This window comes from Streptomyces sp. ID05-39B (assembly GCF_033794725.1).
In the GTDB taxonomy this organism is placed as follows: Bacteria; Actinomycetota; Actinomycetes; order Streptomycetales; family Streptomycetaceae; genus Streptomyces; species Streptomyces bobili.
This window is the reverse complement of record NZ_JARGEF010000031.1, coordinates 24,199-50,223: the sequence shown is the minus strand read 5'-3', so window position 1 is coordinate 50,223 and position 26,025 is coordinate 24,199. Positions and strand designations below refer to the sequence as shown.

Here is a 26,025-nt window from a genome sequence, read left to right as displayed (position 1 = left end):
CCTTCCGCCCCTGGCGCAACCACCTCACCCACCCCCGCGGCCACGTCCAACTCCGCTTCGGCCGCGACGGCTTGTGGTACCCCTACGAATCGGAGCCCGGCCACGACGACTGGTGGCCCCGCGGTACCCCCGACACCGACCCGGTGGGCGCCCTGACCGGCCTGGGCGGTTCGGCCGACGGCCTCTGAGAGGCCTCAGCCGTCGCCCGGTGTGTGGCCCTGGTCTCTGCGCGCCAGATAGACGGTGTTGGTCGCGGTGCCGCTCTGGAGCGGGTTGTCGAACTCCACGACGTGGGCTTCGACGCCCGCGAAGACGCCCGCGAGCGTGGCGGTGAACTCCTCGTCCGGCGGGTCGTTGGACCACAGGGCGAAGACGCCCTCGGGGTGAAGGTGCTCGGCGAGGGCGCGAAGCCCGTCCGGGCGGTACAGGGCGGCGTGGCGGGGGTTGAGCACGTGCCGCGGGGAGTGGTCGATGTCCAGCAGGATCGCGTGGAAGCGGCGCCCCGGTGACCGTGGGTCCAGGCCGGCCGGGCCCGCGGCCGCCTCGAAGAAGTCGGCGTGCACCAGAGCGCAGCGGGGATCGCCTGTCAGGCGGGCGCCGAGGGGCACGAGGTGGCGCTCGTGCCAGTCGATGACCTCGGCGAGCGCGTCCACCACGATCAGGGAGCGCACCCTGGGGTCGTCCAGAGCGGCTCGCGCGGTGTACCCGAGGCCGAGCCCGCCGACCGCGACGTCCAGCTCGGCGCCGCCCGGCAGGCGCGCCAGCCCCAGCTCCGTCAGCGCGATCTCGCCGGCCGTGAAGAGGCTGGACATCAGGAACTCGTCGCCCAGTTTCACCTCGTACACGTCGTCGTCCGAGCCGGGATACCTGCGCCGCCGCAGGCTGATGTCCCCCAGCGGCGTCGGACGCCAGTCGATCTCGTCGAAGCGCGCGCTCATCGGTGTTCCTCGTCTCTGTCCCGGCCGCCGGCGGTGGGCCGGCGGCCGGAGGGTTCGGCCCGGATCAGGCTCAGGCGTCGATGATGACGGGGATGATGAGCGGCTTGCGGCGATAGGTGCGGAAGGCCCAGTTGGCCACCGCACGGGCGATCATCTGTTCGAGCTGGCGTGAGTCGCCCACGCCCTCCTCCGCGGCGGTGGCCAGCGTCTTCTCGATGACCGGGATGACGGATTCGAACGTCGTCTCGTCATGGACGAAGCCACGGGCCAGGAAGTCGGGCGCCTCGGCCAGGGCGCCGGTGTCGGCGTCGACGAGGGCCACGACGGTGACCACGCCCTCCTCGGCCAGGGTGAGGCGGTCCTTGAGGGACGCCTCGGTGACGCCGCCGACCTCCATGCCGTCCACGTACACGTTGCCCGCGGGCACCTTGCCGGTGATGGACGCGCGCCCGTCGACGAGGTCGACGACGACACCGTCCTCGGCGATGACGACCCGGTCGGGGTCGAGACCCGTACGGATGGCGAGGTCGCCGTTGGCCCGCAGGTGGCGGAACTCGCCGTGGACCGGCATGACGTTGCGCGGCTTGACGATGTTGTAGCAGTAGACGAGTTCGCCGGCGCTGGCGTGCCCGGAGACGTGCACCTTGGCGTTGCCCTTGTGGACGACGTGGGCACCCCACCGGGTCAGCCCGTTGATCACCCGGTAGATGGCGTTCTCGTTGCCGGGGATCAGCGAGCTGGCGAGCAGCACGGTATCGCCCTCGCCGATACGGATCATGTGGTCGCGGTTGGCCATCCGGGACAGCGCGGCCATCGGCTCGCCCTGGGAGCCGGTGCACACCAGCGTGATCCGGTGGTCGGGGAGCTTCTCCAGCTCCCTGGTCGTCACGACCAGACCGGACGGCACCTTGAGATAGCCCAGCTCGCGGGCGATGCCCATGTTGCGGACCATCGAGCGGCCGACGAAGGCGACCTTGCGGCCGTGCTGGTGGGCGGCGTCCAGGACCTGCTGGATGCGGTGCACATGGCTGGCGAAGCTGGAGACGATGACCCGGCGCGGAGCCGTACGCATCACCTGCTCGATCGCCGGGTTCAGCTCGCGTTCCGACGTGGTGAAGCCGGGCACCTCGGCGTTGGTGGAGTCGGTGAGGAACAGGTCCACACCCTCCTCGCCGAGCCGCGCGAAGGCACGCAGGTCGGTGATGCGGTCGTCGAGGGGGAACTGGTCCATCTTGAAGTCGCCGGTGTGCAGCACCAGCCCGGCTCCGGTCCGGATCGCCACGGCGAGACCGTCCGGGATGGAGTGGTTGACCGCGACGAACTCGCACTCGAAGGGGCCGAACTTGCGCTTGTCGTCCTCCTTCACCCGCACCGTCCGCGGCCGGATGCCGTGCTCCTTGAGCTTGGCCTCCAGGAACGCCAGCGTCAGCTTCGAGCCGACGACGGGAATGTCGGACCGCTCGCGCAGCAGGTAGGGCACGCCGCCGATGTGGTCCTCGTGCCCGTGGGTCAGGACGACGGCCACGATGTCGTCCAGGCGGTCCCTGATCGAGGTGAAGTCGGGAAGGATCACGTCCACCCCGGGCTGCGTCTCCTCGGGGAACAGCACCCCGCAGTCCACGATCAGTAGTTTGCCGGCGTACTCGAAGACGGTCATGTTGCGGCCGATCTCGCCCAGGCCGCCCAGGGCGACGACCCTCAAACCTTGGGCGGGCAGCGGCGGGGCGGTCTTCAGGCCAGGATGCGGATGACTCATACCTTGACGTTACCGGAGACCGGAGCCCGTGACGTGACCCCGCCACCGCAGCGGCCCGCCCGCCCTCCGCCGAGCGGCCACCGCGAAGTCCGCGCTGGTCAGCCCCCGGACCGCGACAAGGGCCCGAGCCGGCCCGTGCGCCCCCGCCTCCCGCCTCACCGATCACCGTGCCGGACAGCACCCGACGGCCGGTTGTGGACCCTCTCCTCGAGGTCGTCACAACGTGGGACGCCTTGTACGGGGTTGGACCCCCGCACGTGAGAAATCGTGGGATGTGAGACCGTGCAGGGCGTGAGTGAGACACCGACGAACACCCTCCAATACCGCTTTGACGGGCCGGAAGACGCCCCCGTACTGATCCTGGGTCCCTCACTGGGCACCACCTGGCACATGTGGGACCGGCAGGTTCCCGAGCTGGCCCAGCAGTGGCGGATCTTCCGGTTCGACCTGCCCGGTCACGGCGGGTCCCCGGCCTATCCGGCGGGCTCCGTGAGCGACCTCGCCGAGCGGCTGCTGACCACACTCGACGCACTCGGGGTGCAGCGCTTCGGCTACGCGGGCTGTGCGCTCGGCGGTGCGGTCGGTGTGGAGCTGGCACTGCGTCACCCCGAGCGGGTGGCCTCGCTCGCGCTCATCGCGGCCTCGCCGCGGTTCGGCACGGCGGACGAGTTCCGCCAGCGCGGCGTGATCGTGCGGACGAACGGTCTCGACCCCATCGCCCGCACCTCGCCCGACCGTTGGTTCACCACCGGCTTCGCCGCCGCGCAGCCCGCGATCACCGAGTGGGCCGTACAGATGGTGCGCACCACCGACCCCGGCTGCTACATCGCGGCCTGCGAGGCGCTCGCCTCCTTCGACGTGCGGGCCGAACTGGGCATGGTCGGTGTGCCGACGCTGGTCCTCGTCGGCTCGGACGACCAGGTCACCGGCCCCGCCGAGGCCCGCACCCTGGTCGCCGGCATCCCCGACGCCCGTCTCGCCGTCGTCCCCGGCGCCTCCCACCTGGTCCCGGTCGAGCAGCCCGCCGCCGTCACCGACCTCCTGGTCCGGCACTTCTCGACCGCCTGGCAGCCCGCCTACGAGCACAGCACGGGCCAGACCGCCGTCCCCGGCGTCTCCCTCAGGCCGGTGCAGGCCGTGTCCCCGCAGGCCGCGCCCATCGCGGAGATCGCCCCCGCCCCGATGACCGTGCCGGCGCAGATCATGGGCCGCCCCGACCCCTACGACGCCGGGCTGAAGGTGCGCCGCGAGGTCCTCGGGGACGCCCATGTGGACCGGGCACTGGCACAGGCCGACGACTTCTCCGGTGACTTCCAGGAACTGCTCACCCGCTACGCCTGGGGCGAGATCTGGGACCGTCCCGGCCTCGACCGGCGGTCGCGCTCCTGCGTGACACTCACCGCGCTGGTGGCCGGCGGGCACCTCGACGAGCTGGCCTTCCACACCCGCGCCGCCCTGCGCAACGGCCTCACCCCGGACGAGATCAAGGAGGTTCTGCTCCAGGCGGCGGTCTACTGCGGCGTACCGGCCGCCAACAGCGCGTTCCGGGTGGCGCAGCAGGTCATCCGGGAGGAGACGACGCCCTCCGAGTGAGCGGGCCGCCCGGCGGAGGCAGGATGGGACCATGACGGCCATGACTTCCGAGACACCCGTGACGCCCCTGAAGCTCACGAAGAAGGCGCATGCCTGTGTCCGCCTGGAGAAGGCGGGCCGCACGCTCGTTCTCGACCCGGGCGCGTTCACCGAGGAGGACGCGGCGCTCGGCGCGGAGGCGATCCTGGTCACGCACGAGCACCCCGACCACTTCAGCGAGGAGCGGCTGCGGGCGGCCCTGGACGCCGACCCGGCCGCCGAGATCTGGACCCTCGCGTCGGTCGCGGAGAAGATCGCGGGCGCCTTCCCGGGCCGCGTCCACACCGTCGGCCACGGGGACTCCTTCACCGCCGCGGGCTTCGACGTCCAGGTCCACGGCGAGCTGCACGCCGTGATCCACCCGGACCTGCCGCGCGTCACCAACGTGGGCTTCCTGATCGACGGCGGCCGTGTCTTCCACCCCGGCGACGCCCTCACCGTCCCCGGCCGGCCGGTGGAGACCCTCCTCGCCCCCGTCCAGGCCCCCTGGAACAAGATCGCCGAGGTCATCGAGTACGTGAGGGAGGTCGCTCCGCGGCGGGTCTACGACATCCACGACGCCCTCCTCACCGACCTCGCCCGCCCGATCTACGACATGCACCTGGGCAACCTGGGCGGCGCGGACCACGGGCGGCTGGCGCCGGGAGCCTCGGCGCAGATCTGAGCGACGGCGTTGTCGGACCCTGCGGGTAGGTTGTCGGGCATGCGCATCGCGACCTGGAACGTGAACTCGATCACCGCCCGCCTGCCGAGGCTCCTGGCCTGGCTGGAGAGCAGCGGCACCGACGTGCTCTGCCTCCAGGAGGCCAAGGTCTCCGAGGACCAGTTCCCCTTCGCCCAGCTGCGCGAGCTGGGCTACGAGGCGGCGGTCCACGCCACCGGCAGGTGGAACGGCGTGGCGGTGCTCTCCCGCGTGGGCATCGAGGACGTCGTCAAGGGCCTGCCCGGCGATCCGGGCTACGAGGGCGCCCCGGAGCCCCGCGCGATCGCGGCGACCTGCGGCCCGGTCCGCGTCTGGTCGGTCTACGTGCCCAACGGCCGCGAGGTGGAGCACCCGCACTACGCCTACAAGCTCCAGTGGTTCGAGGCCCTCAGGGCCGCGGTCGCCGGTGACGCGGGAGGCAGCCGCCCCTTCGCCGTGCTGGGCGACTACAACGTGGCGCCGACCGACGACGACGTCTACGACGTGGCCGCCTTCGAGGGCTCCACGCATGTCACCCCCGCCGAGCGCGCCGCCCTCGCCTCCCTGCGCGGTGCGGGCCTCTCCGACGTCGTCCCGCGCCCCCTGAAGTACGAGCACCCCTTCACCTACTGGGACTACCGCCAGCTCTGCTTCCCCAAGAACCGCGGCATGCGCATCGACCTGGTCTACGGCAACGCGCCCTTCGCCAAGGCCGTCAAGGACTCCTACGTCGACCGCGAGGAGCGCAAGGGCAAGGGCGCCTCGGACCACGCACCGGTCGTCGTCGACCTGGACGTGTAGGCCCCGGGGAACACGGCCACCGCGCTCGTGGGCAGGGGCGCCAGGGTCACCACGGGAACCCCGGGTACAGGCCGGCACACGTACCGACTCCTCCCGTACATCCGGTCGGTCGTTCCGGCCCACCGCGACGGCGGCGCGTTCCGGCACCGCGACGGCGGCGAGAATGCCACGTACCGGTCAATCCGGTGTGCGGGTGGGGCAGGGGATCCGGCCGCCCGCGGCCGCCCGCGCGCCTGTGGTGCGCACGCCGGTGTGAATGTCACGCTGGGCGTATGAACATCCCTTTCCTGGGCATCAGGCGCAAGAAGCACGCCGAGGCGACGCTGACCGCCGCCGACCCCGAAGGGGTCGCCGAACTCCTCTCCGAGTGCGAGCTGCTGCGCACTCTGGCGGAGCGGGAGGGTATCCGGCTCGACGACACACCGGCCTCGCTGGAGGCGCTCGACCAGTTGCTGCCGCGCTGGCGCGACGACGAGGAGAACCTGCCCTGGCTCGGCAACGACGCCGGCCTCTACCTCGGCACCGTGATCGTGCGCACCGTCCCCGGCGCCGCCTGGGAGGTCTGGCCCGGCGGCCAGCCTGTCGTGCGGCTGGCGTCGGGCCGGGAGTTCGACGTGGTGACGGCCGGGCAGGAGTGGGCGGTCAACGGCGTTCCCGAGCTGACTCAGCGCTACGGCGAGGTGGCGGAGGTCTGAGGCGGAGGTCTGGGTCGGATGTCTGGGGCCGTCTCGGTCGGAGGTCTGGGGCGGAGGTCCGAGGCTGAGATCTGAGGCGGCGGCTCGGGTGGCGGCTCGGGCGGAGGCTTGGGTGGAGGCTGAAGTCGAGGTTCGATCAGAGGGTTTGCCGGGAGCTTAAATACGGCTAATGCGGGACAAGTGCGTGTCGTGTCTTTAGGTCAGTTTTATCTGGATAGTTTGCGGCTGCACGGGACAGCTGAGAGTGAGTAGGGCTGCGCATGGCCGCCGATCCGTTGATCGAGCTGCGTGACGTCAACAAGTACTACGGGGAACTGCATGTCCTCCAGGACATCGACCTCACCGTCGGCAAGGGGGAGGTGGTCGTGGTCATCGGCCCTTCGGGGTCGGGCAAGTCGACGCTCTGCCGGGCCATCAACCGGCTGGAGACCATCCGCTCGGGCACCATCCTGCTGGACGGCAGACCGCTCCCGGACGAGGGCAGGGAACTGGCCCGGCTGCGCGCCGACGTCGGCATGGTCTTCCAGTCCTTCAACCTGTTCGCACACAAGACCGTGCTCCAGAACGTGACGCTGGGCCAGGTCAAGGTCCGTAGGACCGACAAGGCGAAGGCCGAGGAGAAGGCGCTCGCCCTGCTCGACCGCGTCGGTGTGGCCGGCCAGGCCGACAAGTACCCCGCACAGCTCTCCGGCGGTCAGCAGCAGCGCGTGGCCATCGCCCGCGCCCTCGCCATGGAGCCCAAGGCGCTGCTGTTCGACGAGCCGACCTCCGCCCTGGACCCGGAGATGATCAACGAGGTGCTGGAAGTCATGCGGCAGCTCGCCCGGGACGGTATGACGATGGTCGTCGTCACCCACGAGATGGGCTTCGCCCGCTCGGCCGCCAACCGTGTGGTGTTCATGGCCGACGGCCGCATCGTCGAGGACCGCAGCCCGGACGAGTTCTTCACCGATCCGCGCAGCGACCGGGCCAAGGACTTCCTCTCCAAGATCCTCAAGCACTAGCCGAGTCCGCGCCCGCCATGACCCCCCGGACACAACCTCGTCTAGGATGGGTCGTTCATCTGGGCCGTAGGGGCAGATTCACAGGAGCCATACCCGCCCGGCGGCGGCCGGAGATCACTGCTCGCGCAGCGGAATCGACACGTAGGACGGGTCGTTCGGCGGTGAGGAGAAGGTCAGCCGCGCGCCGGTCGGGTTGTGCTCGATGTAGAGCGGGTCGACCGTGTCGACGACCAGCGCCAGCCGGTGCCCGGCCGGGACGTCGTAGGCCGTGGAGAACAGTTCCAGGTCCACGCCGAACGGCTCGCCCGGGGTGCGCGCGTGGAAGGTGTACGGCGCGTTGGTGACCAGCTTGCCGAGGCCGAGCGGCCCCACGTCGTAGAGGTAGGCGACGACGGTGCCGCTCTCCTGGGTGGGCGTCACCGTGGTGTGCAACCTCGCGGTGCCGCGCACCTGTTGGGTCCTGGCATACGCCGGCGACTGCCAGACGGCGGCCCAGCGGCGGGGGAGCAGGGGGATCGAGGCCACCGGGGGCAGCCGGGCGACCTGGTCGAGGATGCTCGACAGGAACACGATCCCGGCGTCCGCACCCGAGTTGACGTTGGCGCGGATGGTGGTGGTGCCGGCGAGGTTCACCTTGCGGGTGGTAGCGGTAACCGATTTCCAGTCCGGGTAACCCTCGTAACCGCTTGTGGAACGGGACTTGATCCGCACCGGCTGCTCACGGCCGATGCCGTTGTCCACGCCCCTGAGGTGGTGGTCGAACCAGCGCACGGTGTCGGTCCACACGTCGTTGGGCAGTCCGAACAGGCCGGTGAGTTCGGCCGTCGCGTGGTCGCCGGGCCGGAACGCCAGCCGCTTCGGGCCGGTCAGCTTCTCGTAGAAGTCCGCGTACTGGTTGGGCGGGAAGACCGTGTCGCCCCAGGTGTTGGCGAGCATGACCGCCGCGCCGTTGTCGTTGAGCTGGTCCAGGTAGGTTACGGGGGAACGTTTCTTCCCCCAGGCGATCAGGTCCTGCTCCTTCGACAGGTCGGCGGAGTAGAAGTCGTCGAAGGCCCGGCGGGTCTCGGCGCTGTGGCGGCCGGTGACCGTGCCCGTGGCGTCCAGCAGGGCGGCCGCCTGGACGTGTTCGGTGCGGCCGGAGTAGATCGACCCGGTCAGGTCCGCCCAGCCGCTGAGCGCCGCGACGGCCTTGATGCGCGGGTCGTGCGCGGCGGCGAGCAGACTGATGCCGGCGCCGTAGGAGACGCCTCCGATGCCGATGTTGCGCGGGTCGGCGGCGGTGTGCGCGAGTGCCCAGTCGACCACCGTGGACGCGTCGGCCACGTCGGGCGGGCCCGCCACCTCGATCTCGCCGCCGGACTGCCAGAAGCCGCGCACGTTGTACGTGAGCACGATGTAGCCCGAGTCGGCGAGCCGCCTGGCCTGGGCCAGGTACTCGACCTGGGGGAAGGACCAGCTCGTCGGGAACACGATCAGGGGGTGGCGGCCGGTGCCGTCGGTGCCCGCGGGCGTGACCACGTTCGCCTTCAGCACGGTGCCGTCCGCGCTCCGGATGTCGACGAAGCGGATGCCGCTCGTGGCGGCCTGCGCGGCGGGGGCGAGACCGAGGACGCCACCGGCGACCAGGGTCGCACAGACGGCGCCCACGGCGGTCGTACGCAGGGCCCTGCGGCGGTGTCCCACGGTCACTCCTCACTCGTGCCGGTGCAAAGTGACCCGACGGTAACCTCTCGCTCCTACCGTAAGTAACCAGCCGGTAAGTTACGTGCGAGTAACGATTGTTGAGCGGGTGAGGAACCGGGTGCGGGTCATCTGCGGACGGGCCGGCAGGAGTGGGGGAGGGGCAGCCGTGCAGACGTCAGGACGCGCGGTGTGAGGCGCGGGTGGCGACGGCCTGCGCGGGCAGCGGCGTCTGGGCGGCCCGCGTCACATCGGCGACCAGTTCCACCACGTCCGGGCCGTACGCCTGGGAGTTGACGACCTTCAGCAACAGCACGAAGGAGTTGTTTCCGTGCTTGCGGTGGAGGCGCTCGTGGTTGCGGGCCAGATAGCGCGTGGCGGCCTGGTTGGTGATCGCGCGCTGGCCGCAGAAGAGGAACACCGGCCGGGCGTCGCGGCGCTGGGCGGCGGTCAGCCGGGCCAGCAGCACGTACTCGGTGACGCCCGCCTCCAGGCGGTGCCGCTCGCTGCCGATCTGGAACGCCCCGCGGTCCGGGCCCGGTTCGGCGTCGACGTTGACCCGCACGCCGGGCAGCATCGCCGCCATGTGCGCCATCATCCGCCGGTTGGAGGCCGGGCCGCCCACGCAGAACTCGGTGCGCTCGCCGAAGCCCTGCTGGGCCGTGTCCTGGGTGACCACCTGGACGTTGGCCCCGCAGTCCTTGATCAGTGCGGACAGCTCCAGGAGCGCGAAGACGTCGAAGCGGTGGACCGCCGGTTCCGAGGCCGCCGGGTCGCGGTTGACGACGAGCAGGCACTCCGAGTTGTCCGGCAGCCCGAAGAATGCCTGCTTGCGCCGTAGTCTGCGTCGCCAGAGGTAGGTGCGGGCGACCCAGCCGAGCGCGGCACTGATACCGGCCGCGACCAGACCCAGAACGATGTTGCGCACGTCGTCATTCATGGGCGCGCATAGTACTGGGGTCCCATGGCCGGAACGTACCCCTGTTCGATGTGTGCCAGTCGTACGACACTGCCCAAAAGGGGCTGTCGGGGGCCTGGCGTTGTGGTTACGCTGCGCGGACGTTCCCGGACTGGAGGTACGGATGCGTCGCTCTGCCGCGCGGAAACTGCTCGTCCTGGCGGTTTCCGCTGCCGTTGTCTCGGTGGGAGCGGCGGCGCCACCCGCCGCCGGAGGGACCGCCGCCGAGAAGACACCCGTCGCCGTCGGCTACGGCGGTGCCGTGGCCAGCGTCGACGCGGACGCCTCCGCGGCCGGCATCGAGATCCTGCGCAAGGGCGGCAACGCCGTGGACGCGGCCGTCGCGACCGCCGCCGCCCTCGGCGTCACCGAGCCCTACTCCGCCGGTATCGGCGGAGGCGGTTACTTCGTCTACTACGACGCCAAGTCCCGTACGGTGCGCACGATCGACGGCCGCGAGACCGCGCCGCTCACCGCCGACGCGCACCTGTTTCTCGAGAACGGCAAGCCCCTCGCCTTCGCCGACGCCGTCAGCAGCGGCCTCGGCGTCGGCACCCCCGGCACGCCCGCCACCTGGGCGACCGCCCTCGACCGGTGGGGCAGCAGGAAGCTCGGCACACTGCTCAAGCCCGCCGAGCGCCTGGCCCGCGACGGCTTCACCGTCGACGCCACCTTCCGCAGCCAGACCGCCGCCAACGAGACCCGCTTCCGCTACTTCCCCGACACCACCGAACTGTTCCTGCCCGGCGGACAGCTCCCGGCCGTCGGCTCCACCTTCAAGAACCCCGACCTCGCCCGCACCTACGCCGAGCTGGGCCGCAAGGGGGTCGGCACGCTCTACCGGGGCGACCTCGCCGAGGACATCGTCGACACCGTGAACAAACCGCCGGTGGACCCGGCTTCGGGCTGGAACGCCCGGCCCGGCGAGCTGTCCGCGAAAGACCTCGCCGCCTACCGCGCCAAGCTCCAGGCGCCCACCAGGACCACCTACCGCGGCCTCGGCGTGTACTCCATCGCGCCCTCCTCCTCCGGCGGCACGACCGTCGGCGAGGCCCTCAACATCCTGGAGCGGACCGACCTGTCCGAGGCGAGCCGAGCCCAGTACCTGCACCGGTACATCGAGGCCAGCCGCATCGCCTTCGCCGACCGCGGGCGCTGGGTCGGCGACCCCGCCTTCGAGGACGTACCGACCGGGGAACTGCTCTCCAAGCGGTACGCCGACTCGCGGGAGTGCCTGATCAGGGACGACGCGGTGCTCACCAGCCCGGTCGCGCCCGGCGACCCGCGCCACCCGGCGGCCTGCAACACGGCGGGCACAGCAGCGCCGACGACCTACGAGGGCGAGAGCACCACGCACCTGACCGTCGCCGACAAGTGGGGAAACGTCGTTTCCTACACGCTCACCATCGAGCAGACCGGCGGCAGCGGCATCACCGTCCCCGGACGCGGATTCATCCTCAACAACGAGCTGACGGACTTCTCCTTCGCCCCGGCCAACCCGGCCGTGCACGATCCGAACCTGCCCGGTCCGGGCAAGCGGCCGCGGTCCTCGATCGCGCCGACCATCGTCCTCGACCGGCACAACCAGCCGGTCGTGGCCCTCGGTTCACCCGGCGGCGCCACCATCATCACCACCGTCCTGCAGACCCTCACCCAATTCCTCGACCGCGGGCTCCCGCTCGTGGACGCCATCGCCGCCCCCCGCGCCAGCCAGCGCAACGCCGCCCAGACGGAACTCGAACCCGGCCTCTACGGCACCGGCCCGGCCCAGGAACTGGCGGCGATCGGGCACTCCTTCCGGCTCAACCCGGAGATCGGCGCCGCGACCGCCGTCCAGCGGCTGCCCGGCGGGAAGTGGCTCGCGGCGGCCGAGACCGTACGGCGGGGCGGCGGTTCGGCGCAGGTGGTGCTGCCGGCGCCGTAGGGCGCCGGGAACCTCACAGCTCGGGAGCGGGCGGCTCGTCGGGGACCGTACGGAACGTGAGCCGCCCGTCCTGGACGTCGACCGTCACGCGGGCGCCCTCCTGGACCCGCCCGTCGAGCAGCAGCCGCGACAGCTGGTTGTCGACCTCGCGCTGGATGGTGCGGCGCAGCGGGCGGGCCCCGTACTCGGGCTGGTAACCGCGTTCGGCAAGCCAGTCGACGGCCGCTTCGGAGAACTCCACCGCGATGCCCTGCGAGTGCACCAGCCGACGGGTCCCGTCCAGCAGCAGATCGGTGATCCGCCGCAGTTGGTCACCGCTGAGCTGGCGGAAGACGACGATCTCGTCGATGCGGTTGAGGAACTCCGGCCGGAAGTGGTCGCGCAGCGGACGCAGGATCTGCTCCCGGCGCGCCTCCTCGTCGGCCTCGGCGCCGCCCGCACCGAAACCGATTCCCGCGCCGCGCCGCGTGATCGCCTCCGAACCCAGGTTGCTGGTCATCACGATCACCGTGTTGGTGAAGTCGACCGTGCGGCCCTGTGCGTCGGTCAGCCGCCCGTCGTCGAGAACCTGCAGCAGGATGTTGAAAACGTCCGGATGCGCTTTCTCCACCTCGTCGAGCAGCAGCAGCGAGTACGGGTGACGACGGACCGCCTCGGTGAGCTGGCCGGCCTCCTCGTGGCCCACGTAGCCGGGCGGGGCGCCCACCAGACGGCTCACGGTGTGCCGCTCCTGGTACTCGCTCATGTCCAGGCGCACCATGCGCTCCTCGCTGCCGAACAGCGCCTCGGCGAGCGCACGGGCCAGCTCGGTCTTGCCCACGCCGGTCGGGCCGAGGAACAGGAAACTGCCGATCGGCCGGTCCGGGCTGGACAGTCCGGCGCGCGAGCGCAGCACGGCGTCCGAGACGACCCGCACGGCCTCGTCCTGCCCGACGACCCTCTCGTGCAGATGCTGTTCCAGGCCGAGCAGCCGGTCCTTCTCCTCCTGGGTGAGGCTCGCGACGGGGATGCCGGTCTGGCGGGAGACGACCTCGGCGATGGCCTCCGCGGTGACCTCCAGATGCTGGCCCTCGTCGGCCTCGCCGTCCCCGGCCGCGTCCGCGATCCGCCCTTTCAACTCCACGATCCGGTCCCGCAGTTGGGTGGCCTGCTCGTACTGCTCGTCGGCGACGGCCTGATCCTTGTCACGGGTGAGCTGCTCGACCTCGCGCTCCATGGCGCGTACGTCGGTGCCCTTGGTGCGGGCGCCGAGACGCACCCGGGCGCCCGCCTGGTCGATCAGGTCGATGGCCTTGTCGGGCAGCCGCCGGTCGGTGAGATAGCGGTCGGACAGCCCCACCGCCGCCACCAGCGCCTCGTCGGTGTAGCGGACCTGGTGGTGGGCCTCGTACCGGTCGCGCAGACCGCGCAGGATCTCGATCGCGTCCGGGGCCGACGGCTCCGGCACCAGGATCGGCTGGAACCGCCGGGCCAGCGCCGCGTCCTTCTCGATCCGCCGGTACTCCTCCAGAGTGGTGGCACCCACGATGTGCAGCTCGCCGCGGGCCAGCGCCGGCTTGAGGATGTTCCCGGCGTCCATCGAGCCGGCCTCGCCGCCACCGCCGGCACCGACCACCGTGTGCAACTCGTCGATGAAGACGATGAGTTCGCCGGAGTGCTCGCGGATCTCGTTCACGATGGCGTTGAGGCGCTCCTCGAAGTCGCCTCGGTAACGGGTTCCCGCAACCACTCCGGGCAGGTCCAGGGCGACGACCCGGCGGCCGGTCAGCACGTCCGGCACGTCACCGTCGGTGATGCGCTGCGCCAGACCCTCCACGATGGCGGTCTTGCCCACACCCGCGTCACCGATCAGCACGGGGTTGTTCTTGCCGCGCCGCGACAGCACCTCGATCGTCTGCTCGATCTCGTCGTCCCGGCCGATCACCGGGTCGATACGGCCCTTGCGCGCCAGGTCGGTCAGATCGCGCCCGTACTTGTCCAGCGTCGGCGTGGAGCTGGGCCGCTGCCGCTCCTGGCCGGTCTGCGGAGGCAGCGTGTCCGCGGGCTCGGACGGGCCGGAGGGCGGCGCGAAGCGGGCCGCGTTGAGGATGTGCCCGGCCGCGGAGTCCGGGTTCGCGGCCAGGGCGCTCAGCACGTGTTCGGGGCCGATGTAGCCCGCCCCGCGCGAGCGCGCCAGGTCGTGGGCGTCCAGCAGGGCCCGCTTGGCGGCCGGCGTCAGCGACAGCGAGGTGGGCGGCGGCACCTCGCCCGGCGGGTGCTGCGCCGGGCCGGAGCGCTCGTCGATCTCCGTCGCGAGGGAGTCGGGATCCGCGCCGGCCCTGCTGAGCAGAGTGCGGGTCGGCTCCGCCGCGAGGGCGGCCCGCAGCAGGTGCTCGGTGTCCAGGTCGCGGCTGCCGTGCTCGGCGGCGTACTGGGCCGCGCCGCGGACCAGTTCCCTGGCCGGCTGGCTGAGGAGCTGGCCGATGTTGATCTGGCGGGGGCCGGGGCGGGGCCCGCCGAAGAAGCGCGCCAGGAATTCACCGAAGGGGTCGCCCTCAGGGCCGATGTAGCCGCTGGTCATGGCATTCCGTTCCCTCGACTGCGTTGCCGGTGCGGACGGGTTTCCTGTCCGGGTCGGGCTACACCACGATGACACGTTCCTTTTGGGGTGGCATGTCCGGACGCGACCTGACGGAGCCGGCGTCGGTGGACGGGGTCCGGAGTGGGCCGCGGAGGGCCGGCGGGTTCCGCGGCGGCTCTTCTGGGGTTTCCGGAAACGTTTGCGGGAGCGCGAGCTGGGGGTGGCCGGAAACCGGTTCCGCTCATCCGTCGGGGCGGTGTCGGGAGACGCTTGCGCCCCCAAGGAAAACTCCCTGTATCCGCGCTGTAACACGTATGGTGTTTTCTACGGACCGGAGTGTTCCGGTCGGCGGGAGTTGGGCGATGGCTTTGGATCAACTCCCAGAGCAACTGCGGGAGTTCGCGAACTACCTGGACGGACTGCTGGCGCGCCTGGATCAGGGTGCCGGTTGGTGCGCGGTCTTCTGGCAACGTGACCCGGACGGTATGCGGGCCTGCCTCGACGGCCGTGAGGTGCCGCCCTGGGACGTCGTGGAGGCCCTGCTCCAGGACCTCGCCGCGCACTACGGCACCCCCGTCGCCGCTCAGCAGGCGGAACGGGCCCGGCCCCTGCACATCGCCGCCCTCGCGGCCTACGACGCCGGACCCGGCGCTCGCGACGCCCTCGGGGACCGGCTCGACGTCATGCTCCGCGAGCAGCGCTACGCCGTCGACCGGCAGGCCGAACTGGGCCGCCTGCTCGCCGCCGCGACCACCCGCGAGGAGGCCGAGGCCATCCGCCTCGACCTCGCCTGGGCACACGACGACCACGAACGGGCCACCGCTCGCTGCGCCGAGCTCCGGTACCGGATCGCCGAGTTGGACCGGCGTGGTGGTGGTGCGGGTGGGGGTGCCGCTGGTGGCGGCCGGATCGACGGAGTCGTGCCGGTCCGGCGGGCGGAAACAGACGTACACGGTTACGCCCGGCCGGCCACGGCTCCCGCTCCAGGCGACCCGCACACCTCCCAGGTCTCCCCGTACGGGGAGACCCGTACCTCTCCGGCATCCCCGTACGCCGGCTCCCGTACGTCCCCCGTGTCCCCGTACCCGGATGAGGCCCCGGCCGCCCCGGCCGCCCGGAACACGGAAGACGGCGGCGCGTACTCCCGCGAGAAACCGCATCCCCACCAGGACCCGCATCCCCACCAGGACCCGCGTTCCCGTCAGGAAACACCCGCCGCCCCGGCCGCCCGCCGGCACGCCCCTGACGACGCCGCCCCCGCCTCCGTGCCCAAGCAGCGCAAGCGTCGTCGGGGCGGTGCGCGGTTCGCCGGGATGGCCGAGGAGGAGGCCGCGCCCCTGGCCGTACCGCCCGTCGACGAGGCTGTGACGCTGCCGGCGCCCGCGCCGAGCACGCGCCGCACCCCGCGCGGTGCCCGGTTCGCCGGGGCCGCCGAGGAGCCGCAGCAGCGGCCGGAGCCGTCGGCCCGGCCGGTGGACGCGGCGGCTCGGCGCGAGACCACCGAGGCGGTGGAGCGGCTGATCCGGCTCCGCAGCGAGGGCCGCAGCGGCGAGGCGCACGCGCTGCTCGTCGAGTTCGCCTACTGGCCCGCCGCTCGCATCCCGCTGCTCGCCGCCGGCCTCCAGCGCTCCGGGCTCACCGCCGACTGGACGACCCTGCTGTGGGAGGCCGCCTCGCTGCCCGCCGACCGGCTCGTCGCCGCGGCGGACGCCCTGGCCGAGGCGGGCCGCACCGCCGACGGGGAACAGATCCTGCGCCAGGGCGTCGCCCGCCCGGCCGAGGAGATCGGGGAGGCCGTCGGCGCCCTGGTGGCCGACGGACGCCGCCGCGAGGTGCGCGCGCTGCTCGACGCCTACGTCCGCGTCCGCACCCCCGAAGAGGCGGCCCGCAGCGTCGCCCCCGACCCGCAGCTCCTGGTCCCGCTGCTGCTGGAGGCCGCCCGCGGCGCCTCGGACGAGCGCCACTGGGACCTGGTCCACGCGCTGCGCGTCGCGGGCTTCACCACCTGACCCGCACGCCCGCGCGTACGCCGTCCGCCCGCGGCTCACCCACCGGAGTGTGAAACGCGATCGACTCAGCGGGTTAACGACGATGGTCTTGGCAAGCCCGTCCCCGAGGCTTACGTTCGTCCCTCTACGACCAGCGTCTACGGGCGTAGAGGGCCCTGACGTTTCCCGTCGAAGGAGCAGCTCATGGCCAACGTCGTACGTGCCGCTCTGGTCCAGGCCACCTGGACCGGCGACACCGAGTCCATGGTGGCGAAACACGAGGAGCACGCCCGCGAGGCGGCCCGGCAGGGCGCGAAGATCATCGGTTTCCAGGAGGTCTTCAACGCCCCCTACTTCTGCCAGGTCCAGGAGCCGGAGCACTACCGCTGGGCCGAGCCGGTCCCCGACGGACCGACCGTGCGCCGTATGCAGGAGCTGGCCCGCGAGACGGGCATGGTGATCGTCGTCCCCGTCTTCGAGATCGAGCAGTCCGGTTTCTACTACAACACCGCGGCCGTGATCGACGCCGACGGCAGCTACCTCGGCAAGTACCGCAAGCACCACATCCCGCAGGTAAAGGGTTTCTGGGAGAAGTACTACTTCAAGCCGGGCAACCTCGGCTGGCCGGTCTTCGACACGGCCGTCGGCAAGGTCGGCGTCTACATCTGCTACGACCGCCACTTCCCCGAGGGCTGGCGCCAGCTCGGCCTCAACGGAGCCCAGCTGGTCTACAACCCGTCGGCCACCCACCGGGGACTCTCCTCCCACCTCTGGCAGCTCGAACAGCCCGCCGCCGCCGTCGCCAACGAGTACTTCGTCGCCGCCATCAACCGGGTCGGCGTCGAGGAATACGGCGACAACGACTTCTACGGCACGTCCTACTTCGTGGACCCGCGCGGACAGTTCGTGGGCGGGACCGCAGGCGACAAGGAGGAGGAACTCCTCGTCCGCGACCTCGACCTCGACCTGGTCGAAGAGGTGCGGCAGACGTGGGCCTTCTACCGCGACCGCCGCCCCGACGCCTACGAAGGGCTGGTCCAGCCGTGAACGACCTCCACGCCCGTCACCGCCGGGTCCTGCCGGACTGGCTGGCCCTCTACTACGACCAGCCGCTGGAGATCACCCACGGCGAGGGCCGCCACGTATGGGACGCCCAGGGAAACAAGTACCTCGACTTCTTCGGCGGCATCCTCACGACCATGACCGCGCATGTGCTGCCCGAGGTCACGAAGGCGGTGAGCGAGCAGGCCGGACGGATCATCCATTCCTCCACGCTCTACCTCAACCGCCCGATGGTCGAACTCGCCGAGCGCATCGCCCATCTGAGCGCCATGCCGGACGCCCGCGTCTTCTTCACCACCTCCGGCACCGAGGCCAACGACACCGCGCTGCTGCTCGCCACCGCCTACCGGCGCAGCAACACGATCCTGGCGATGCGCAACAGTTACCACGGCCGTTCCTTCAGCGCCGTCGGCATCACCGGCAACCGCGGCTGGTCGCCCACCTCGCTGTCCCCGCTCCAGACGCTGTACGTCCACGGAGGCGTGCGCACCCGCGGTCCGTACGCGTCGCTCGACGACAGCGCTTTCATCGCGGCCTGCGTCGAGGACCTGAAGGACCTGCTCGGCCACACCCGGCCGCCCGCCGCCCTGATCGCCGAGCCGGTCCAGGGTGTCGGCGGCTTCACGTCCCCGCCGGACGGGCTGTATGCGGCATTCCGTGAAGTGCTGAACGCATACGGGATCCTGTGGATCGCCGACGAGGTGCAGACCGGCTGGGGCCGCACCGGCGACCACTTCTGGGGCTGGCAGGCACACGACCGCAACGGCCCGCCCGACATCGTCACCTTCGCCAAGGGCATCGGCAACGGCATGTCCATCGGCGGGGTCGTCGCCCGCTCCGAGATCATGAACTGCCTCGACGCCAACAGCATCTCCACCTTCGGCGGCACCCAGGTCACCATGGCCGCCGGCCTCGCCAACCTCTCCCACCTGCTGGAGCACGACCTCCAGGGCAACGCCCGGCGGGTCGGCGGACTCCTCATCGAACGGCTGCGGGCCGCCGCCGCCCAGGACCCGGGCGTACGGGAGGTACGCGGCCGCGGGCTGATGATCGGCATCGAGCTGACCCGGCCCGGCACCGACGAGGCCGACCCCGACCGGGCCGCCGCGGTCCTGGAGGCCGCCCGCGCCGGGGGACTGCTGATCGGCAAGGGCGGCGGCCACAGCACCAGCGCACTGCGTGTCGCCCCGCCCCTGTCCCTGACCGTCGCGGAGGCCGAGGAGGGCGCCGCGATCCTCGAAAGCGCGCTCAGAAGCACGCAGTAACGCCTGAGCGCACCGCGGTGCCTGAGCGCACGCGGCGCCCGAGCAAGGGAACCACGCCATGACCACCACCACCCGGGAGTACCGGGGGCCCGTCGAGCCCTTGGAGCCGGCCCTGTCGGTCCGTCAGGTCCTCGCGCTGGAACGCGTGCTGGCCGGGGAGCCCGAGGTGGTGGCCGGCGCGGCCCAGCTCGACCGGCCCGTGCGCTGGGTGCACGTCGCCGAGGCCGCCGACGTCGGCGTGATGCTCAGCGGCGGCGAGATGGTCCTCACCACCGGAGTACTGCTCGCCGGCGACGAGCACGCTCAGGCCGAGTACATCCGCTCGCTGCACCGTGCGGAGGCCGCCGCCGTCGTCCTGGGCCTCGGCCGGGCCTTCCCCTCCCCGCCGGACACGATGCGGCGCGCCGCCGAACGCTGCGGGCTGCCCATGGTCGTCCTGCACCGGCCCTTCCCCTTCGCGGAACTGACCGAGGAGGTCCAGTCGCGACTCGTGCGGCGCAAGTTCGCCGCCGTCAGCCTCTCCGAGGCCGTACGCACCGCGCTCACCGGACTCATCACCACCGGTGCGCCGCTGCAGCACCTGCTAGACGAGATCGCCCATCACACCGGCTGTCCCGTCGTCGTCACCAACCTCGCCCACCGGGTCCTGGCCACGGCCGGGGAGCGGTCCGCGGTCGACGACGTGCTGCGCGACTGGGAACGCATCGCCCGTCAGGCGGGCGGCAGCGAGGGCGACGGCTGGATCCGCGCCGAACTGGGCGGACGCGGTGAACGCTGGGGTCAGATCATGCTCTGCGGCTACCGCGGCGACACCGCGGGCGGGCGGCTGCTCGCCGACCGGGCCGCCGAGGCCCTCGTCCTGCACCGCATGCTCGGCGGCGCCACCGCCCACTCCTGGGAGGAACAGTCCACGCAGGGTCTGCTCACCGACCTGGTCTCCGGCGTCGTGGCGGCCCGCCAGCTGCTGCCCCGGGCGCGGGCCGCCGGACTACCGGTCAACCGGCGCACCTTCGTCCCGCTGGTCGTCCGGGACGGCGACTGCGCACAGCTGGAGAGGATGCTCCGCCTGCTGGGCATGGCCGGGCTGGTCGCCGAACTCGCCGACGGGGCCACCGCGGTGCTGCTCAGCCTCGCCCGGGACCAGGACGCCGACGCGCTCACCGCGCACTTCGCCGCCCGGCTGCGCACCGAGTCCGGGGAGAGCGGCACCGTCGTGGCCGCCGCCGCGCCCCGCGTCGCCTGGGACGACGTGCCCGCGGGACTGCGCGAGGCCCAGCACGTCGCGGACGCCGTCGCCGACTCCTGCGCGGTCCTCGACCTCCCGGCCGTCGTCCGCCTCAGGGATGTCCATCTCCGGGGGCTGATACGGCTGTTGAGGGACGACCCGCATGTGCAGGCCTTCGCCGAGCGGGAACTGGACGGGCTGCTGTCCGCGGCCGGGGAGGATCTGCTGGCCGTCCTGCGCACCTACCTCGCCACCGGCCGCAACAAGTCCCGCACCGCCCAGCTCCACCACGTCTCACGGCCCGCGCTGTACCGGCGGCTCGAGGCGATCCAGGGCCGGCTCGGGGTGGACCTCGACGACTTCGAACAGGCCGCGTCGGTGCACATCGCCCTCCTCGCGCACGACGCGCAACAGGCATGAGCCGCACCGGTGCGGCCGGCGTCCCCGGCAAGGGGCCGGCCGGCAAGGGGCCGGAAAGCGCGGTGGGCAACACGGGGAAACCGGTCGGCACGGCCGGTGCGCAACAGGAGTGAAACATGCGACGACCTGGGAAAACGGTGGTGAAACATGCGTCGACGAAGTCGTGACACCGTGGCACGCCCAACGCCCCCAGACGTGACACGGTGCACCTCAAAGCCCGCTTTCGGCACTCCTAGGCTCCTCGCACACCCAGCGACCGGAGGTCCCGATGAGCAGAGTGATCCGAGCCGCCGTCTTCCAGACCGCGTGGACCGGCGACAAGGAGTCGATGATCCAGGTGCACGAGCAGGCGGTGCGCGACGCGGCCGCCCAGGGTGCACAGGTCCTGTGCTTCCAGGAACTGTTCTACGGACCGTACTTCTGCCAGGTCCAGGACCCGGCGTTCTACGAGTACGCCGAGCAGATCCCCGACGGGCCGATCGTCAAGCGCTTCCAGGAACTTGCCAGGGAGCACGGCATCGTCCTGGTGCTGCCGATGTACGAGGAGGAGCAGCCCGGCGTCCTCTACAACACGGCCGCGGTGATCGACGCGGACGGCTCGTACCTCGGCAAGTACCGCAAGCACCACATCCCGCAGGTAAAGGGTTTCTGGGAGAAGTTCTACTTCCGTCCCGGCAACGTGGGCTGGCCCGTCTTCGACACCGCCGTCGGCAGGATCGGCGTCTACATCTGCTACGACCGCCACTTCCCCGAGGGCTGGCGCGCCCTGGGTCTGGAAGGCGCCGAGATCGTCTTCAACCCGTCGGCCACCTCCCGCGGCCTGTCCGCCTATCTGTGGCAGCTGGAGCAGCCGGCGGCGGCCGTCGCCAACGAGTACTTCGTCGGCGCGATCAACCGGGTCGGCGTCGAGGAACTGGGCGAGAACGATTTCTACGGGACCTCCTACTTCGTGGACCCGGAGGCGCAGTTCGTCGGCGAGGTGGCGAGCGACAAGGAGAGCGAACTCGTCGTCCGCGACCTGGACATGGCCAAGCTGCGCGAGGTCCGCGACCGCTGGCAGTTCTACCGGGACCGTCGTCCCGACGCCTACCCCCCGCTGACCGCGCCCTGACCGGTGCGGCTCCCCGCGTCCCCCGTGCGGGGCGAAGCCCTCGTCAGGGGGCGCGGGGCGGGGTCCCCGTGAGCCCGGTGCGGTCCCGCACCGGGACGCGACCCGCACCCGCCCACGACCCGTATCTGCCGACCACAACCCAGCGGAGCGTCAACGCATGAGCCGAACCGTCATCCGTGGTGGCCTCGTCATCACCGCGTCCGACGAGATCCACGCCGACGTCCTGATCGAGGACGGCCGTATCGCCGCCCTCGCCGCCTCCGGAACCCCGGCCGCCGAGGCCTGGACCGCCGAGAAGGTCATCGACGCCACCGGGAAGTACGTCATCCCGGGCGGGGTCGACGCCCACACCCACATGGAGCTGCCGTTCGGCGGCACCTTCGCCTCCGACACCTTCGAGACCGGCACCCGCGCGGCCGCCTGGGGCGGTACGACGACGATCGTCGACTTCGCCGTGCAGAGCGTCGGCCACACCCTGCGCGAGGGCCTGGACGCCTGGCACGCCAAGGCCGAGGGCAACTGCGCGATCGACTACGCCTTCCACATGATCGTCTCCGACGTGAACCAGGAGACGCTCAAGGAGATGGACCTGCTGGTGGAGGAGGGCGTGACCTCCTTCAAGCAGTTCATGGCCTATCCGGGCGTCTTCTACAGCGACGACGGCCAGATCCTGCGCGCCATGCAGCGCTCCGCCGAGAACGGCGGCCTGATCATGATGCACGCGGAGAACGGGATCGCCATCGACGTCCTGGTCGAGCAGGCGCTGGCGCGCGGTGAGACCGACCCCCGCTACCACGGCGAGGTGCGCAAGGCACTGCTGGAGGCCGAGGCCACCCACCGCGCGATCAAGCTCGCGCAGGTCGCCGGAGCGCCCCTCTACGTGGTGCACGTATCGGCGATGGAAGCGGTTGCGGAACTGGCGCGGGCGAGGGACGAGGGGCTGAACGTCTTCGGCGAGACCTGCCCGCAGTACCTGTTCCTGTCCACCGACAACCTGGCCGAGCCCGGCTTCGAGGGCTCCAAGTACGTGTGCAGCACGCCGCTGCGCCCCAGGGAGCACCAGGCCAAGCTGTGGCAGGGCCTGCGGACCAACGACCTGCAGGTGGTGTCGACGGACCACTGCCCCTTCTGCTTCGTGGGCCAGAAGGAGCTGGGCCGAGGCGACTTCTCCAAGATCCCCAACGGTCTGCCGGGCGTCGAGAACCGTATGGACCTGCTGCACCAGGCCGTCGTCGACGGCCACATCTCGCGCCGCCGCTGGATCGAGGTTGCGTGCGCCACCCCGGCGCGCATGTTCGGCATGTACCCGAAGAAGGGCACCATCACCCCGGGCGCCGACGCGGACGTCGTCATCTACGACCCGCACGCCGAGCAGACCGTCTCCGCCGAGACCCATCACATGAACGTCGACTACTCGGCGTACGAGGGCAAGCGGATCACCGGCCGCGTCGAGACGGTCCTCTCGCGCGGCGAGCCCGTCATCACCGAGCGGGAGTACACCGGCCGCGCCGGCCACGGTGTCTACACCCCGCGCTCCACCTGTCAGTACCTCAACTAGGAGTGGCGCAAATGGACTTCGGACTCGTCCTGCAGACCGACCCGCCGGCCTCGAAGGTCATCAGCCTGATGCAGCGGGCCGAGCGCAACGGCTTCACCCACGGATGGACCTTCGACTCGGCCGTGCTCTGGCAGGAGCCGTTCGTGATCTACAGTCAGATCCTGTCGAGCACCACCACGTTGACGGTCGGCCCGATGGTCACCAACCCGGGCACCCGCACCTGGGAGGTCACCGCCTCCACCTTCGCCACCCTCAACGACATGTTCGGCAACCGCACCGTGTGCGGCATCGGGCGCGGCGACTCCGCGATGCGCGTCGCGGGCCGCAAGCCCAACACCCTGGCCCGGATCAGCGAGGCCATGAAGGTCATCCGCGCACTCGGCCGCGGTGACGAGGCCGACCTCGGCGGCACGGTGATCAGGTTCCCGTGGATCAAGCCGGGCGCCGAACTCCCCGTCTGGATGGCCGCGTACGGGCCCAAGGCGCTGAAGATGACCGGCGAGGAGGCCGACGGGTTCATCCTCCAGCTCGCCGACCTGTACCTCACCGAGTACATGGTCAAGGCGGTCAAGGACGCCGCCGTCGCCGCCGGGCGTGACCCCGGTGAGGTGAAGATCTGCGTCGCGGCGCCGGCGTACGTCACCGAGGACGACTCGCCCGAGGCGCTCGCCCACGCCCGGGACCAGTGCCGCTGGTTCGGCGGCATGGTCGGCAACCACGTGGCCGACCTGGTCGCCAAGTACGGCGAGCACTCCGCCGCCGTACCGGACGAACTCACCGACTACATCAAGGCGCGCGAGGGTTACGACTACTCGCACCACGGCCGCGCCGACAACCCGGACACCCAGTTCGTGCCCGACGAGATCGTCGACCGGTTCTGCCTCATCGGGCCGGTCGAGAAGCACATCGAGAAGCTGAACGCGCTGCGTGAGCTGGGCGTCGACCAGTTCGCCGTCTACGACATGCACGACGCGCAGGAGGCCACCATCGACGCCTACGGCACCACGGTGATTCCCGCGCTCAACGGCTGAACCGGCGACGGAGACCGGCTCACCGCCGGTCGCCGACGCCCCTCATGCTCCCCCTTCCCGTCGTTCCCGGGAAGGGGGCCCAGGGCGCCTTCCCCGCGCACCCCCCCGGCACCGCCCGCACGGCCTCTCCCGTCCCACCTCGTTCGATTGGCCTGCCCATGACCGACACCGCTTCCCCAGCCATACCGCCGACCTCTCAAGTCACCCTCGCCGACGGCCGGGTGGAGATCGCCCCTGGTTCGCCGCCGCCCAGCGGCCCCTACGCCAACGAGGACCTGCTGCCGGTCCCCGTCGAGAAGCGCACCTGGACCACGTACAACTTTTCCGCGCTCTGGGTCGGCATGGCCCACAACACGGCCTCTTGGACCCTTGCCTCCGGTCTGATCGCCGTCGGCATGGACTGGAAGCAGGCGGTGTTCACCATCGCCCTCGCCAACCTGATCGTGCTGGTGCCGATGCTGCTCACCGGGCACGCGGGACCGAAGTACGGCATCCCCTTCCCGGTCTTCGCCCGTGCCTCCTTCGGCATCCGCGGCGCCAACCTCCCCGCTGTCGTACGGGCGCTGGTGGCCTGTGGCTGGTTCGGCATCCAGACCTGGATCGGCGGCGAGGCCATCTACTTCCTGGCCGGAAAACTGATCGGCAACGGCTGGAGCGAGGCCGGTGAGTTCGGCGGCCACCCCTGGACCATGTGGCTGTCCTTCGCGATCTTCTGGGCGCTCCAGGTGGCGATCATCTACCGGGGCATGGAGACGATCCGCCGCTTCGAGAACTGGGCGGCGCCCTTCGTCCTCGTCGGCGCGCTCGTGATGCTGATCTGGATGAGCAACAAGGCAGGCGGTTTCGGCCCGTTGCTCGACCAGCCCTCCAAGCTCGGCTGGGGTGCCGACTTCTGGAAGCTGTTCTGGCCGTCCCTCATGGGCATGATCGGCTTCTGGTCGACGCTGTCGCTCAACATCCCCGACTTCACCCGGTACGGAAAGTCGCAGAAAGCGCAGACCTGGGGACAGGCCCTCGGTCTGCCCACGACCATGACCCTGTTCGCGCTGCTGTCGGTGATGGTCACCTCCGGTTCGCAGGCCGTGTACGGCGAGACGATCTGGGACCCGGTACAGCTCGCCGCCAAGACGGACAACGTCGTGGGCCTGCTGTTCGCGCTGGTGACCGTGCTGGTGGCGACCCTGTCCGTCAACATCGCCGCCAACCTGGTCTCGCCCGCCTTCGACTTCTCCAACATCGCGCCCCGGAAGATCAGTTTCCGCACCGGTGCGCTCGTCACCTGCGTCCTCGGCGTGCTGATCTTCCCGTGGAAGCTGTACTCCGACCCGGAGGGTTACATCTTCACCTGGCTCGGCCTGGTCGGCGGGCTCCTCGGCACGGTCGCCGGCATCCTCATCGCCGACTACTGGATCCTGCGCCGCGGCAAGCTCGACCTGACCGACCTGTACCGGACCGGCGGCCGTTACTGGTACACCGCCGGCTGGAACTGGCGGGCGGTCGTGGCCTTCGTGGTGGGCGGTGTCCTCGCCGTCGGCGGCGCGAGCTTCAAGCCGCTGATCGACGGCAGGCCCGTCGCGGCGCTGGAGCCGCTGGCCGACTACGGCTGGGCGGTGGGCCTGGGCACCTCGATGGCGCTCTACCTGGCGTTGATGCTGCTGAGAGGACGTGACAGGACCGCCGTGTGACGCGGGAGGAAGGAGGCAGCACGGGCGGGGGCGGCGGCGGGTGAAAAGAA

General features: G+C 71.1%; 19 protein-coding genes and 1 pseudogene. 15 read left to right on the top strand and 5 right to left on the bottom strand.

The genetic code is table 11. The features are described 5' to 3' along the window. Positions 1 to 188, top strand: a pseudogene (locus tag P1P75_RS10415) (hypothetical protein); the annotation flags it as partial. Positions 189 to 194: 6 nt separating this feature from the next. Here P1P75_RS10415 and P1P75_RS10410 read toward each other — a convergent pair. Together P1P75_RS10410 and P1P75_RS10405 are read right to left on the bottom strand one after the other, a co-directional pair. After that, on the bottom strand, positions 195 to 938 hold the full coding sequence (locus tag P1P75_RS10410) for a spermidine synthase (protein ID WP_319253825.1): 744 nt from the start codon (positions 936 to 938) through the stop codon (positions 195 to 197). A gap of 70 nt (positions 939 to 1,008) precedes the next feature. Further along, positions 1,009 to 2,694: a ribonuclease J gene (locus P1P75_RS10405; RefSeq protein ID WP_319253823.1), complete on the bottom strand. Its 1,686-nt coding sequence runs from the start codon at positions 2,692 to 2,694 to the stop codon at positions 1,009 to 1,011. Positions 2,695 to 2,985: 291 nt separating this feature from the next. Here P1P75_RS10405 and pcaC point away from each other — a divergent pair, with 291 nt between their 5' ends. The 5 genes from pcaC to P1P75_RS10380 all read left to right on the top strand — a co-directional run bounded on the left by pcaC (position 2,986) and on the right by P1P75_RS10380 (position 7,508). After that, a complete protein-coding gene (pcaC, locus tag P1P75_RS10400) occupies positions 2,986 to 4,287 on the top strand; it encodes a 4-carboxymuconolactone decarboxylase (RefSeq protein WP_319253821.1) in 1,302 nt (433 codons plus the stop codon). A gap of 67 nt (positions 4,288 to 4,354) precedes the next feature. Further along, positions 4,355 to 4,990 carry an MBL fold metallo-hydrolase gene (locus tag P1P75_RS10395; protein WP_319253829.1) on the top strand — a complete coding sequence of 212 codons (636 nt, stop codon included), beginning with the start codon at positions 4,355 to 4,357 and terminating at the stop codon, positions 4,988 to 4,990. A 39-nt stretch (positions 4,991 to 5,029) separates the two neighbouring features. Next, positions 5,030 to 5,809, top strand: a complete 780-nt coding sequence (locus P1P75_RS10390) for an exodeoxyribonuclease III (RefSeq protein ID WP_319253819.1) — start codon at positions 5,030 to 5,032, stop codon at positions 5,807 to 5,809. Between the two features lie 272 nt (positions 5,810 to 6,081). After that, positions 6,082 to 6,504 carry a DUF6278 family protein gene (locus P1P75_RS10385; RefSeq protein ID WP_319253817.1) on the top strand — a complete coding sequence of 141 codons (423 nt, stop codon included), beginning with the start codon at positions 6,082 to 6,084 and terminating at the stop codon, positions 6,502 to 6,504. A 260-nt stretch (positions 6,505 to 6,764) separates the two neighbouring features. Then, on the top strand, positions 6,765 to 7,508 hold the full coding sequence (locus P1P75_RS10380; protein WP_319253815.1) for an amino acid ABC transporter ATP-binding protein: 744 nt from the start codon (positions 6,765 to 6,767) through the stop codon (positions 7,506 to 7,508). A gap of 114 nt (positions 7,509 to 7,622) precedes the next feature. Here P1P75_RS10380 and P1P75_RS10375 read toward each other — a convergent pair whose 3' ends face one another. Beyond that, complete coding sequence (locus P1P75_RS10375) at positions 7,623 to 9,191, bottom strand: alpha/beta fold hydrolase (RefSeq protein WP_319253813.1); 1,569 nt, start codon at positions 9,189 to 9,191, stop codon at positions 7,623 to 7,625. Positions 9,192 to 9,366: 175 nt separating this feature from the next. After that, the gene (locus P1P75_RS10370) at positions 9,367 to 10,128 is read right to left on the bottom strand and encodes a hypothetical protein (protein ID WP_266464457.1); all 762 of its coding nucleotides are present in this window, start codon (positions 10,126 to 10,128) and stop codon (positions 9,367 to 9,369) included. A gap of 142 nt (positions 10,129 to 10,270) precedes the next feature. On the opposite strand from P1P75_RS10370, the gene ggt reads away from it, so the two are divergent. Then, the gene (gene ggt / locus P1P75_RS10365; RefSeq protein ID WP_319253811.1) at positions 10,271 to 12,070 is read left to right on the top strand and encodes a gamma-glutamyltransferase; all 1,800 of its coding nucleotides are present in this window, start codon (positions 10,271 to 10,273) and stop codon (positions 12,068 to 12,070) included. Between the two features lie 13 nt (positions 12,071 to 12,083). On the opposite strand, the gene P1P75_RS10360 is transcribed toward ggt, so the two are convergent. Beyond that, a complete protein-coding gene (locus P1P75_RS10360) occupies positions 12,084 to 14,630 on the bottom strand; it encodes an ATP-dependent Clp protease ATP-binding subunit (protein ID WP_319253809.1) in 2,547 nt (848 codons plus the stop codon). Between the two features lie 362 nt (positions 14,631 to 14,992). Here P1P75_RS10360 and P1P75_RS10355 point away from each other — a divergent pair, with 362 nt between their 5' ends. The 8 genes from P1P75_RS10355 (at position 14,993) to P1P75_RS10320 (ending at position 25,975) form a co-directional block, all read left to right on the top strand. After that, positions 14,993 to 16,639, top strand: a complete 1,647-nt coding sequence (locus P1P75_RS10355) for a hypothetical protein (RefSeq protein WP_319253807.1) — start codon at positions 14,993 to 14,995, stop codon at positions 16,637 to 16,639. A 183-nt stretch (positions 16,640 to 16,822) separates the two neighbouring features. Further along, positions 16,823 to 17,665: a nitrilase-related carbon-nitrogen hydrolase gene (locus P1P75_RS10350; RefSeq protein WP_150473447.1), complete on the top strand. Its 843-nt coding sequence runs from the start codon at positions 16,823 to 16,825 to the stop codon at positions 17,663 to 17,665. Then, positions 17,662 to 18,945, top strand: a complete 1,284-nt coding sequence (locus tag P1P75_RS10345) for an aspartate aminotransferase family protein (RefSeq protein ID WP_319253805.1) — start codon at positions 17,662 to 17,664, stop codon at positions 18,943 to 18,945. Before P1P75_RS10350 ends, P1P75_RS10345 begins: the two co-directional genes overlap by 4 nt. A gap of 58 nt (positions 18,946 to 19,003) precedes the next feature. Further along, positions 19,004 to 20,590, top strand: coding sequence for a PucR family transcriptional regulator (locus tag P1P75_RS10340; RefSeq protein WP_319253803.1), 1,587 nt, complete (start codon positions 19,004 to 19,006; stop codon positions 20,588 to 20,590). A gap of 268 nt (positions 20,591 to 20,858) precedes the next feature. Further along, complete coding sequence (locus P1P75_RS10335) at positions 20,859 to 21,701, top strand: nitrilase-related carbon-nitrogen hydrolase (RefSeq protein WP_319253801.1); 843 nt, start codon at positions 20,859 to 20,861, stop codon at positions 21,699 to 21,701. Between the two features lie 157 nt (positions 21,702 to 21,858). Then, a complete protein-coding gene (gene hydA, locus P1P75_RS10330) occupies positions 21,859 to 23,259 on the top strand; it encodes a dihydropyrimidinase (protein WP_319253799.1) in 1,401 nt (466 codons plus the stop codon). 11 nt (positions 23,260 to 23,270) lie between these two features. Next, positions 23,271 to 24,290 carry a TIGR03842 family LLM class F420-dependent oxidoreductase gene (locus tag P1P75_RS10325; RefSeq protein WP_319253797.1) on the top strand — a complete coding sequence of 340 codons (1,020 nt, stop codon included), beginning with the start codon at positions 23,271 to 23,273 and terminating at the stop codon, positions 24,288 to 24,290. A 158-nt stretch (positions 24,291 to 24,448) separates the two neighbouring features. Next, entirely contained in the window at positions 24,449 to 25,975 is a 1,527-nt protein-coding gene (locus tag P1P75_RS10320; protein ID WP_319253795.1) for an NCS1 family nucleobase:cation symporter-1, read from the top strand. Positions 25,976 to 26,025 lie beyond the last annotated feature (50 nt).

Excerpts from the sequence above, each read along its gene's own strand:
- P1P75_RS10410 (WP_319253825.1), bottom strand. The coding sequence starts at position 938 with ATGAGCGCGCGCTTCGACGAGATCGACTGGCGTCCGACGCCGCTGGGG.
- P1P75_RS10405 (WP_319253823.1), bottom strand. The coding sequence starts at position 2,694 with ATGAGTCATCCGCATCCTGGCCTGAAGACCGCCCCGCCGCTGCCCGCC.
- P1P75_RS10390 (WP_319253819.1), top strand. The coding sequence starts at position 5,030 with ATGCGCATCGCGACCTGGAACGTGAACTCGATCACCGCCCGCCTGCCG.
- P1P75_RS10385 (WP_319253817.1), top strand. The coding sequence starts at position 6,082 with ATGAACATCCCTTTCCTGGGCATCAGGCGCAAGAAGCACGCCGAGGCG.
- P1P75_RS10380 (WP_319253815.1), top strand. The coding sequence starts at position 6,765 with ATGGCCGCCGATCCGTTGATCGAGCTGCGTGACGTCAACAAGTACTAC.
- P1P75_RS10370 (WP_266464457.1), bottom strand. The coding sequence starts at position 10,128 with ATGAATGACGACGTGCGCAACATCGTTCTGGGTCTGGTCGCGGCCGGT.
- ggt (WP_319253811.1), top strand. The coding sequence starts at position 10,271 with ATGCGTCGCTCTGCCGCGCGGAAACTGCTCGTCCTGGCGGTTTCCGCT.
- P1P75_RS10360 (WP_319253809.1), bottom strand. The coding sequence starts at position 14,630 with ATGACCAGCGGCTACATCGGCCCTGAGGGCGACCCCTTCGGTGAATTC.
- P1P75_RS10355 (WP_319253807.1), top strand. The coding sequence starts at position 14,993 with ATGGCTTTGGATCAACTCCCAGAGCAACTGCGGGAGTTCGCGAACTAC.
- P1P75_RS10350 (WP_150473447.1), top strand. The coding sequence starts at position 16,823 with ATGGCCAACGTCGTACGTGCCGCTCTGGTCCAGGCCACCTGGACCGGC.
- P1P75_RS10340 (WP_319253803.1), top strand. The coding sequence starts at position 19,004 with ATGACCACCACCACCCGGGAGTACCGGGGGCCCGTCGAGCCCTTGGAG.
- P1P75_RS10335 (WP_319253801.1), top strand. The coding sequence starts at position 20,859 with ATGAGCAGAGTGATCCGAGCCGCCGTCTTCCAGACCGCGTGGACCGGC.
- hydA (WP_319253799.1), top strand. The coding sequence starts at position 21,859 with ATGAGCCGAACCGTCATCCGTGGTGGCCTCGTCATCACCGCGTCCGAC.
- P1P75_RS10325 (WP_319253797.1), top strand. The coding sequence starts at position 23,271 with ATGGACTTCGGACTCGTCCTGCAGACCGACCCGCCGGCCTCGAAGGTC.
- P1P75_RS10320 (WP_319253795.1), top strand. The coding sequence starts at position 24,449 with ATGACCGACACCGCTTCCCCAGCCATACCGCCGACCTCTCAAGTCACC.